The following is a 10,439-nucleotide window of genomic DNA, read 5'->3' as shown; positions in this document are numbered from 1 at the left end:
GGGTCCTACCTTAGGTAGCGAAATTTTTAAAATGAAAGCAGGTGATTATATGGGTATTAACGTGAGCTTAGCAACCTCGCAGGCGAATACATTAAAAAGATACACATCGGTCCTTCGGAATATAAGGAGGACTGTTGAAAACAATAAAGCCATCCTAAACAATCGGTGGCAGGCATCAGAGATGATGTACATAAATAATGCAATGGATGAGTTAATGAATGAAATACGTAAGTTGGTATCTGAATTGGAATCAATTGGAAACGATGTTCAAAGTACAGCAGTTGAAATTAGAAATGAGGAAATTGCCAGAGCCAAGGCAGAAGCGGAAGCCAAAGCAAGGGAGGAAGCTGAGAAAAAGGCTAAAGCAAAAGCGAGGTAGCAAAGGGGATATTCGCATATGTCAAATTGAAAAAGGAGGATATATCTTGGAGCTTATTAAAATTCATACAAGTAAAATAAGGGATATTTCAGTCAGCATTATCCAAAATTCTAATACTATTAAGGAATCTAAATCTGGGTTTGTTTCTGTTAAGGGAAGTATTGATCATCGAATTTTAAGCCGAAGAAATATTGGTTCTAGATTAGGGAGTGTATCCAGCTCTTTTAGCAACATCGAACAAGATTTAAAACAACTTGGTTCATTTCTTGAAAATGCTGGTGATATTTACAATCAAACAGAAAATACGTTAGAAAAACTGGCGAAAGTTAAATTTCCTGAAGGTAACTCCTGGGAATTAGTTAAGTCTTTTACAGGCGGGGTATCGTTTTATCAAGGGACAAAAATTAACTTTCAGTTAGGAGATTTTAAGTTTAAATTTGTAAAAGAAAATGGGAGAACCTTTATTAAACTTGTAGGTGGAAATCCAAGAGATTATCAGAGATACAGAGATTTACTAATTGAAAGGTTTGGTGGTAACCCAAGCTTATGGAAAAAGGGATTTTACAAGAATCTTATTACCAGAGGAATCCCTCTCTATGATGAAAATAATAATTTTAATTTTAACAATAGTAGTGGCTACCGTGAAAATATTAGAAGGTTTGGAAGCAGTCAATTAGATGATATGAGTAATTATGTCAGCCATCTTGGTGATTCAAAGGTGAAAGTATTTTTCAAAACTGCAGTAGACAGCGTAGTTGGTACAGTTACTGATTTTAATGTTTTTGACTATAAATCTGTTACAAAAGCTACCAGTAAAGGACTGGGTGTGGTTGGAACTGGAATTACCGTAGTTGAGAATTTTCAAGGTGCATATGATAATAATGGCTTTGATACGAAGAAATTCGCTATTGATACCACGGTAGATGTCGTTTCTGGGGCGGGTGCGACTGCTGCAGGGGCGGCTTTTGGATCACTATTTGTACCTCCATTAGGTACAGTAGCTGGTGCTGCAGTAGGGGCAGGAATAAACTTTTTAATTAATATGAAGATTTTGCCTGGGGAAAAGAGTATTGTTGATTTTACTAAGGACTTTGCAAATGATCCGGAAGATACTACTAAAAAAATTACAAAAGAAATAGAAGAAAGTGTTAACACGATTAGTAAAAATATAGATAACATGGCAAATAATATAGGCAAAAAACTTAATGATGTTTTGTGGTAGGGGGATGATGGATATGTTACTTAAAAATAAAGAAGTAGACTTTTATCAAATTAAGTCAGTCTCTTTAGGTCGGTTGAGTCCTAATAATGTTTCTGGCTTTTTTTGGGGAGGATTTGTTTTAAGCACAGTCACGACAATTGTTGCATTTGCGGGGATCAGTACTGAAATTAGCACGTTCATGACTTTGATGGTTTTATTGAGTTTATTTCTTTGGGTATTTCAGTTCTTTTTTACTTTGTTTTTTACCATGAGAAAAATTGCCTATAAATTTCAAAGATTACTATCCGTTTATTTAAGTTTAATTGGCTTTAAGGTTTCAATTGATTTTTACCAAGCCTTTTTTGGTGTGTGTGAAGTTTTTAACTCCCCATCGTATATAAAAACCACTGGTACTATCCTGTTTCTAGGAGGAATTATTTTATTAATAATTTCTACTATGAGGGCAGTAAGAAGAGTGAAACAAGGAGAGCTACGAAAAGAAGGCAGGGGATTATATAATTTCCAAAATTCTAAGGGTTATGTTAGTGTGCCAATTATTTTTGGAGTGACAATGTTGGGAGGGGCAGCGGCAAGATTTTTTTCTGATATGTCCACAGATATTACGGCACTTGCAATTCTATTTTTTGCTGTATTGCTTCAATACAGTGTGGCAATGGCATTGCCGGAATTTTTCCTTTTAACTTATTGTAAATTCAGATTTGAATCATTTAAGGTGAAGATGCCGAAATGATAGATAGTGAGGAATTCCTAATATGAAAATTAAACGTTGTCCAATCATATTCAATAATGTTATTAGTACGAAATCAAAATGTAGAATGGATAAATGGTACCTTATTGCTCGTGATTTGAGAAATGCAGTAATTAAAAATGGCTTATATGCAACGGGCCCAGTTATTTATCAAATTAACAAGGTTGATCTTTTCGAAAATGAAGCGGAATATACTTTTTACCTACCTATTAATGAACAAATAAGTATGACGGAAAATGATAAATATAGTTTTCAAGATAAATGGAGTTTTGGTGATGCATTAGTATATAGACATGCAGATTTGGAAGAAGATATTAATCTTTCTTATAACGTCCTTCGAGTAGCTGCCAAAGATACCAATTTAGTGTTGCAAGAACCTTTTTTTCATATTTACCTGGATGTTTATGGAGAAGGAATTATCGATATTTTTGCTCCAATAGTTGAGGAGGGTTGATATGATCAATCCTAATGACCATATTCGCTACACAAATGTTATTTCAAGAAAATATAGATTTCATTATCAAGATATGGAAAAAGTAATGACGGATTTCTTAAACGATATTGTAAAAATAAAAGCATCCATTAAGGGTCCAATGTATTATTCAATCAATAATGTGCCACTAGATGAAATTATCAATGGGGAAGTCTTTATACCAGTCAATCAGGACAGTTTGGAAATAATGGATGATATGTACTTCCATAGCTATTTTAGTATTGAGAATATGATTTCTCTCTGTTTATCTTCTTCCAATTTTGAGAGAGACACAGAAATTGCCTATAAAATGTTAATAGATTATATGGAACACAACGGACTTACTCAAGTTACTCCTATTTTTCATGTTCTATCTGGAGACGAGACACTTCATTACATTTATATAAAAATAGGAGTTTTTAAGGAAGATTTTTTGTGAATAATGAAAATGTAAATAAGCCAATACAATATGAGGTTATACTTGTTCTAAGAATCTTGCTGCTTCTTGCTACTCTTGGGATGGGTTTAGCAAGCTTGTGGATGTTTAAAGGTGGTTTAACATTTGAATCTAGTTATTCATTAATATATATTTTTATAGGAATAATTGGGGTTATTTGGGGATTTACAACATTTTTAATGTGTTTTCCTGCATTTACAAGGAAAGGGAAAGTGTTATTTACAATTACGCAGGGAGAAAATGGTCAATTAATATCTAGGAAAAGAACTGTTTATTTACGAGATATAAAAGATATTAAATTGGATCATTATTTATTGCCTCCAAGCGGATTAATCTTTCAAGATCTAATGATACGAACCTATCAAAACAAATTAATAAGAATTCCAACTTATAATTTGCTTTTCGATGATGTCCTAAAATATTATGTTGAAAATTATATGCTATCTTATATGACAGAAGAAGCCCAGCAAATTTGGAAGAAGAGATTTGATAAGACCACTATTGCCTAGCTGATATCAATATAAAATTGGAGTAACCAAAGAAGAGTTAATTTAAAAGAAAGAAAGTTTAATATTTAACACTAAAATGAACACATTTTCCATAGGGGAAATGTGTTCTTAAAGGTTTAGGTGATTTGGTTTTCTTATAATAAGTGCAAAAAACTCTGATGAATATTATAAGTTAGGAAAATACCGTTATGTGCAAATGAAGGGAAGAAACAGAAGTGGATAGGACGAATAATGTTATTAAGGTAAGAACGAGATTTTTTCATAGATTTTACCTTTTTTTAGGAACTTTCGGAATGGCATTAGCTGGTTTTGTTCTCTTTTTTCAAGGGATAAAATTTGAATCAAGCTATTCGTTATTTTATATTGCAGGAAGTTTAATAGGGATACCCTATGGTTTGATTACCTTTCTTTGGAGCTACAGGGCTTATGGTAAAAAAGGATTACTTTTTTCAATTAAACCAGGAGAAAATGGGCAAATCATTTCTAGAAAAGTTTCCGTTAATATAAAAGATATTAGAGAAATAAAAATTATTCAGGAGTTTAAAATATACAAGCCTAGAACGATGTTCTTTTCTGATCTCACGATTCGCACGAATCAAAATAAAATAATTAGAATTCCCACATATAATATACTGAGTTTTAGGGACTTCAGATATCATGTTGAAAAATATATTCTTCCATATACGACGCCAGATGCACAGCAAGATTGGAAGAAGAGGCATGATAAGACCATTATTGCCTAGTATTCGAGTTTATGACAACCTATAATTCTATTAAAAAATAACGATGAACAAAGTTACTCACGGATATTTAACGATTTTTATAAAAAAGCTGTTTGAAAATTTGAATACTTTGTTACGGTTTCTACTATTGTATTTACTTATTTTCTGCTTTTTGAAAGAATATAGTATAGTTTGATGAATGGAGTGGAGTGTAGGATGTCATCTTTGGTAATCCTCTCAGATCAAGATTTGCTAGATGTTTTTGTTAAAGCAAAAAAATATCAATTAGAGGTAATGTTTATTGACACCTTGCTGACAGAGATTGAGCGCAGAGGTTTGAATGTAGTTGCTGGTTAATTAAATACTTTACATTTTATAACGCTGAACGGTATTCGGCGTTTTTATTTTTGCCAAAAAGAGTTCACTGTGTTTTCCATATTGTAAGCCGATTAATGCAATTTGTGGTCCATTCATATAAAATGGTATGTAGACATATTGTAGAAGAAAAAGGTAAGGACGGTATTTATATATATGAAAACGGCAGTAGTGACCGATAGCACAGCGTACATTTCTAAAGATATTCAAGAACAATTTCATATAAATATGATCCCTTTGAGCGTCATTTTTGGTAATGAAACGTATCAAGAGGAAATAGAGCTTGGCGCTGATGATTTTTATCGATTGGTTCAAGAACGAGACCTTCCCACTACATCGCAGCCGCCGATTGGGAAGTTTGTTGAGTTGTTTGAAAGGCTTTCAAAGGAGTACGATGCGGTGGTCTGCATCCATCTTTCAAGCGGTATTAGCGGTACCTATCAGGGTGCAGTAGCAGCTGGGGAAATGGTGGATGGAATTGAAATCTATGCGTTTGATTCGGAGATTAGTTGTATGGTGCAAGGCTTTTATGTGCTTGAGGCAGCTAAGATGGCTTTAGCAGGTAGTGGTCCTGAGGAAATCGTGACACGTTTGGAAGAGATGAAAGAGTTTGTCCAGGCATATTTTATGGTGGATGATTTGAGCCATTTACAACGAGGTGGACGACTATCAAGTGCTCAGGCCTTAATCGGCAGTTTGTTGCAGGTAAAGCCTTTGTTGCATTTTGATAATAAGCAAATTGTTCCATTTGAAAAGATAAGGACAAGGAAAAGAGCGCTGCGGCGGAAAGCTGAATTGCTGAGGGAAGCTGTTAGTGATGGTGATTCCTATGAGGCAGTGATTATTCATGCTAACCGTGAAGCAGAAGCTCTTGAATGGAAGGCTGAGCTTGAGCAGGAATTTCCAAATGTTGAATTCAAGATCAGTTATTTCGGTGCCGTCATCGGAACCCACCTCGGCGAAGGAGCGATGGGACTGGGCTGGTCAAAGAAAATGATACGGTGACACGGTGAAGCACGAATTGGTGCCTGACCCCATGTAGTGTAATGCGTTAAAGTGTGATAAAGTGCCTGACCCCCGTTGCGTTACTGCGGTAACGTGAAGGGGGTCAGGCACTTTTTTTAGGTAATTAGTCCTATGCTCTTAAAGCATAAAAAAAGAAGATTTGGTTAATTTTACCCTTGTTTTACCAATTTGTTATTGATATATAGTAAGATTTTCTTATATTAATATTATTTTGACGAAAATATAGGTAATTTATTCCATTTTGTAGAATTAGTAGAAAAAGGGGGAGAATTATGGAAAATCCAATGCCTAGTCGAAAGAAAGCTAACCAGAGGAAACCGGGAAGTGTTGTAAAAAAAGCTATAATACCTACCTTTTGTTTTGCCGTCTTATCGACTGTTGCTTTCGAAGAAGCTGTACATGCAGCGCAAACGAATACTGGCCAACCTGGTATGGTTAGTGAAGTAACAATTAAATATGTCAATGTAAGCAGTGGATCGTTGAATTTGCGGACAAGTGCATCGACTAATGGCACAGTCATTGCTACCCTTAAAAAAGGGACGGCGTTAACAATTTTTTTTGAATCTAATGGCTGGGCAAAGGTAAGTGTAAACGGCAAGGAAGGATATGTTAGCTCCAGCTATATCTCTGCTACAAATCCTAATCCGCAAACGAGTTCAGGTTCAACCTGGTCGTCGGCACCAGCTCCCACGACCAAATATGTCAATATAAGCAGTGGATCGTTGAATTTACGGTCAAGCGGTTCGACCAGTGCACCAGCAATTGCTACTCTTCAAAAAGGTACAGTGGTAACGGTATACTCTGAATCCAATGGCTGGGCAAAGGTAAATGCAAATGGCAAGGAGGGATATGTCAGCTCTAGCTATATATCTGGGACAAATCCTAATCCGCAAACGAGTTCTGGTTCAACTGCGGCATCGACACCAACATCGGCAACGCCATCCACGTCATCAGTCTCAGCTCCTACCACTAAATATGTAAATGTAAGCAGTGGTTCGTTGAATATGAGAAATGGAGCCTCGACTAGCTCGTCGATTATCGTAAAACTTGCAAAAGGTACCTCAGTAAAAGTGTACTCAGATGTTAATGGCTGGTCTAAAATTGAGGTATATGGGAAAACAGGTTATGTCAGTTCTGCCTTTTTATCAGTCACGTCTCAGAGTACTGACAATAGTCCGCCACCAGCACAACCAACCGTTACAAAATATGTGGCGGTAAGTGCTGGATCCAGCTTGATTTTGAGAAAAGGTGCTTCGACGGATTCAACCGTGCTCGCAAAATTAACAAATGGTGCTGAAGTAAAAGTTTACACAGAATCAAACGGTTGGGCAAAAGTTCAAGCGAATGGGCATGATGGCTATGTCAGTTCACAATACCTTTCCACTATCAAAACAGGCTCGAATATCACAGAACAACAAACAACCATAATGAAATATGTAAATGTAAACCTTGGTACGAGCTTGAATATGCGTAAGAGCGCCTCTCAAGATTCGTCAATTATCCTTAAACTTGCTCGAGGAGTTGAGGTCACTGTCTATTCAGAGGCCAATGGTTGGGCTAGAATCGCCGCTTATGGACAAATCGGTTATGTTAGCTCCGAATATCTGGCACAAACTAAATTAACAGCTGGATCAGATACCATTGCTGATACCAACACAAATAACAATACAGATACAAATAATCAAGTTACGGTGGACAAATATGTTAACGTTATTTATGGTTCCAGTTTAAATCTTCGCTCAGCCCCATCATCAAGTGCATCCGTCATAACTAAGCTGGCAAGAGGAACGATTGTTAACTTTTATTCTGAAGCGAATGGCTGGGCAAAAGTAACAGCCAACGGACAAACTGGTTATGTTAGTTCACAATACTTATCAACATTGGAACCTTTCAACCCGAGTCAAACACCTGGATCAATTGAAGTGATTAATGAAAATTATCATATAAGCTTAGCTGAAATGACGAATATCCAGATGAAAGTAAGTCCGCAGACAGATAAGAAATACAACACCTATATTAGAGCGGATGCAATAACTCTTAATAGTTCAACCTGCGGAATAGTAAATGGTGCGGGGTGGAATATTAGAGGAGGAGCGGGAACAGATTTTTGGACTGTTGGGAAAGTAGATAACCAGGAAACACTACAGATTCTTGGTAAAGTGAAGGGTACTGATGGTTATGATTGGTATCAAGTTACTTATAACAAAACATGGGTAAATGCTAGCCCAGAAGATGTTGCCTACTATTTAAACCCTGACAATTTTGAAAATAATACGGTTGATTCGCTTCAATTCCTAAAGCTGTCGGAATCAGCAAATATAGATGCTACAGAAGTTAATGAAAGGATTCTTCTCGGTAAAGGGATTTTACAAGGGTTAGCTTCTACCTTTATTATCGCCGGAAATACATATGGAATAAATGAATTATACTTAATTTCTCATGCTTTGCTTGAGACAGGCAATGGTACCTCCCAGCTAGCTACTGGTGTACAAATAAACGGGAAAACTGTATATAATATGTATGGAATTGGTGCGTACGATGACTCGGCTGTAAGTAGCGGTGCTCAATTCGCTTATAATGCTGGCTGGTTTACACCTGAGGCTGCGATCATAGGTGGAGCTCAATTTATTGCAAATGGATACATTAATGTTGGGCAGGATACGCTTTATAAAATGAGATGGAATCCAAGTTCTGCTGTAACAAACGGCTATGCTTCACATCAGTATGCCTCCGATATTGGTTGGGCTAATAAACAAGTAAACCAAATCTACAATTTATATAGTTTAATAAATTCATATAAAATAATACAAGAAATACCTCAATACAACTAAAAACAAAAAAATTGATGTGTGATGTAACGCGTTAAAGTGTAATTTGGTGCCTGACCCCCGATACGTTACTGCGGTAGTGCGGTGGGGTTAGGCAATGCATTGAAAAGCTAAATGAAACTACTATTATATGAGGTGATTTTATTTGGATGATTTTAGTTTGGGTTGTTCCTCTATTCAAAGCCATCACACGGATTCTTCTCAACCTACTCAATCACTTAACCCTAAATTCTCCTTCAACTCTGAACTCCAAAATATGACACTTGGGAAACAACTCCTGTTTGTTGATCTCCCGTTTTCGCGCGAAGAAATTCACCAGCATTATGAAAATGGTTATCTTACTTTCCGGCCTGGGCTAAGATTTGACCGTGGTGGATTGCCAAAGTGTGTGCGTTGTGGGAATCATAATGGTGCTTGGTTTGGCAAGTTTCCCTGTGCAAGATGTGGACAGGTCTGTACTTATTGCCGGAAATGCCTGATGATGGGGCGGATTAGCTCGTGCACGGTGCTGATAAGCTGGCGTTCAGAATCGGTACCTGAACTGGTTGGTGCAAATGAGACCACAGCTTTGTTAGCTCTTCATGAGGCGAAAATGGCAGACCAATCAAGCTTATTAGCTTGGACCGGAAGGCTATCTGAAGGCCAACAGTTGGCCTCAAATCGGGTGATAGAGGCCATACAACAAAAGGATGAGCTCTTGGTTTGGGCGGTTTGTGGGGCTGGCAAAACCGAGGTGCTGTTTGCTGGGATTGACCGCGCACTCCAGCAGGGCCAAAGAGTGTGTATCGCCACGCCTCGGACCGATGTTGTACTCGAGCTCACTCCACGACTGCAAGCAGCCTTCCCGACGATTTCAATAGCATCCTTATATGGTGGTAGCCCAGACCGCCATTTGTGCGCTCCGCTAACCATAACCACCACTCATCAGCTTCTCCGCTTTTATCAAGCCTTTGACACGGTCATCGTTGATGAGGTAGATGCATTCCCATATTCTGTTGATGAAACCCTTCAGTATGCCGTAAAACAATCAAGAAAGCCTAAATCTGGGCTTATCTATTTAACGGCGACCCCAGATCAAAAGCTGCAGAGGCAATGTCGTAATGGAAAAAAAGCGTACACCACCATCCCGGCCCGTTTTCATCGTCATCCACTGCCTGTGCCGGAGTTCGTTTGGTGTGGGAATTGGGGGAAGTTGTTAAAAGGTAAACAGACTCTTCCCCAAAATGTGATGAAGTGGATCGATGAGCGATTGAAAATCCACAAGCAAGCCCTTTTGTTCATTCCAAAAATCGAGCTTATTGACGAGCTACTGCCCCTCCTTCAGGCGAAGTATCCCACAATCGAAGGCGTTCATGCCGAGGACCCGGACCGTAAGGAAAAGGTTATGAAGATGCGCAACCACGAAATCCCTCTGTTACTTACCACAACTATCCTTGAAAGAGGCGTGACCTTCCCAAATATTGATGTTGCCGTCCTTGGAGCCGAGGACCGCATTTTTACCGAGAGTGCTCTCGTGCAAATTTCTGGCCGGGTTGGACGTAGTCCTGACTTCCCATCGGGTGATATCACTTTTTTTCATTATGGAAAAACGGAGGCGATGGTCAAAGCCCGCAAACAAATTATAGACATGAACCGGGAGGCAAAGCGAGTTGGACTTGTTGATTTTTAAAAGAAAGTCATCCACCACAATATTTTTCTAAA

At 37.7% G+C, this 10,439-nt stretch carries 11 protein-coding genes; all 11 read left to right on the top strand.

Annotation, left to right across the window (positions count from 1 at the left end):
* Positions 1-49: 49 nt before the first annotated feature.
* Positions 50-379 (top strand): hypothetical protein, encoded by a 330-nt coding sequence (locus B1NLA3E_RS20580; protein WP_144061518.1) that lies wholly within the window; start codon positions 50-52, stop codon positions 377-379.
* Positions 380-425: 46 nt separating this feature from the next.
* Complete coding sequence (locus B1NLA3E_RS23390) at positions 426-1,601, top strand: YtxH domain-containing protein (RefSeq protein ID WP_015595749.1); 1,176 nt, start codon at positions 426-428, stop codon at positions 1,599-1,601.
* 13 nt (positions 1,602-1,614) lie between these two features.
* Positions 1,615-2,331 (top strand): hypothetical protein, encoded by a 717-nt coding sequence (locus B1NLA3E_RS20570; RefSeq protein WP_041580743.1) that lies wholly within the window; start codon positions 1,615-1,617, stop codon positions 2,329-2,331.
* Between the two features lie 22 nt (positions 2,332-2,353).
* A complete protein-coding gene (locus tag B1NLA3E_RS20565; protein ID WP_015595747.1) occupies positions 2,354-2,803 on the top strand; it encodes a DUF5085 family protein in 450 nt (149 codons plus the stop codon).
* 1 nt (position 2,804) lies between these two features.
* Positions 2,805-3,260, top strand: coding sequence for a DUF5085 family protein (locus B1NLA3E_RS20560; RefSeq protein ID WP_015595746.1), 456 nt, complete (start codon positions 2,805-2,807; stop codon positions 3,258-3,260).
* Positions 3,257-3,787 (top strand): YfjD family protein, encoded by a 531-nt coding sequence (locus B1NLA3E_RS20555; protein WP_015595745.1) that lies wholly within the window; start codon positions 3,257-3,259, stop codon positions 3,785-3,787. Before B1NLA3E_RS20560 ends, B1NLA3E_RS20555 begins: the two co-directional genes overlap by 4 nt.
* 215 nt (positions 3,788-4,002) lie before the next feature.
* The gene (locus B1NLA3E_RS20550) at positions 4,003-4,530 is read left to right on the top strand and encodes a YfjD family protein (RefSeq protein ID WP_015595744.1); all 528 of its coding nucleotides are present in this window, start codon (positions 4,003-4,005) and stop codon (positions 4,528-4,530) included.
* Between the two features lie 195 nt (positions 4,531-4,725).
* On the top strand, positions 4,726-4,866 hold the full coding sequence (sda, locus tag B1NLA3E_RS24470) for a sporulation histidine kinase inhibitor Sda (RefSeq protein ID WP_015595743.1): 141 nt from the start codon (positions 4,726-4,728) through the stop codon (positions 4,864-4,866).
* 174 nt (positions 4,867-5,040) lie between these two features.
* The gene (locus B1NLA3E_RS20545) at positions 5,041-5,889 is read left to right on the top strand and encodes a DegV family protein (RefSeq protein WP_015595742.1); all 849 of its coding nucleotides are present in this window, start codon (positions 5,041-5,043) and stop codon (positions 5,887-5,889) included.
* 293 nt (positions 5,890-6,182) lie between these two features.
* On the top strand, positions 6,183-8,741 hold the full coding sequence (locus B1NLA3E_RS24465; RefSeq protein WP_236619590.1) for an SH3 domain-containing protein: 2,559 nt from the start codon (positions 6,183-6,185) through the stop codon (positions 8,739-8,741).
* Between the two features lie 502 nt (positions 8,742-9,243).
* On the top strand, positions 9,244-10,407 hold the full coding sequence (locus B1NLA3E_RS20535; protein WP_015595739.1) for a DEAD/DEAH box helicase: 1,164 nt from the start codon (positions 9,244-9,246) through the stop codon (positions 10,405-10,407).
* Positions 10,408-10,439: the final 32 nt, after the last annotated feature.

Origin of the sequence: Bacillus sp. 1NLA3E (assembly GCF_000242895.2) — a bacterium.
Taxonomy (GTDB): domain Bacteria; phylum Bacillota; class Bacilli; order Bacillales; family Cytobacillaceae; genus Bacillus_BU.
Note: the sequence above shows the minus strand (reverse complement) of the source record. Positions and strands in the feature narration are given on the sequence as shown.

What these genes read in the sequence shown, in the direction of transcription:
- B1NLA3E_RS24465 (WP_236619590.1), top strand. Translation starts at nt 6,183, where the DNA reads ATGGAAAATCCAATGCCTAGTCGAAAGAAAGCTAACCAGAGGAAACCG.
- B1NLA3E_RS20580 (WP_144061518.1), top strand. Translation starts at nt 50, where the DNA reads ATGGGTATTAACGTGAGCTTAGCAACCTCGCAGGCGAATACATTAAAA.
- B1NLA3E_RS20570 (WP_041580743.1), top strand. Translation starts at nt 1,615, where the DNA reads ATGTTACTTAAAAATAAAGAAGTAGACTTTTATCAAATTAAGTCAGTC.
- sda (WP_015595743.1), top strand. Translation starts at nt 4,726, where the DNA reads ATGTCATCTTTGGTAATCCTCTCAGATCAAGATTTGCTAGATGTTTTT.
- B1NLA3E_RS20565 (WP_015595747.1), top strand. Translation starts at nt 2,354, where the DNA reads ATGAAAATTAAACGTTGTCCAATCATATTCAATAATGTTATTAGTACG.
- B1NLA3E_RS20560 (WP_015595746.1), top strand. Translation starts at nt 2,805, where the DNA reads ATGATCAATCCTAATGACCATATTCGCTACACAAATGTTATTTCAAGA.
- B1NLA3E_RS20545 (WP_015595742.1), top strand. Translation starts at nt 5,041, where the DNA reads ATGAAAACGGCAGTAGTGACCGATAGCACAGCGTACATTTCTAAAGAT.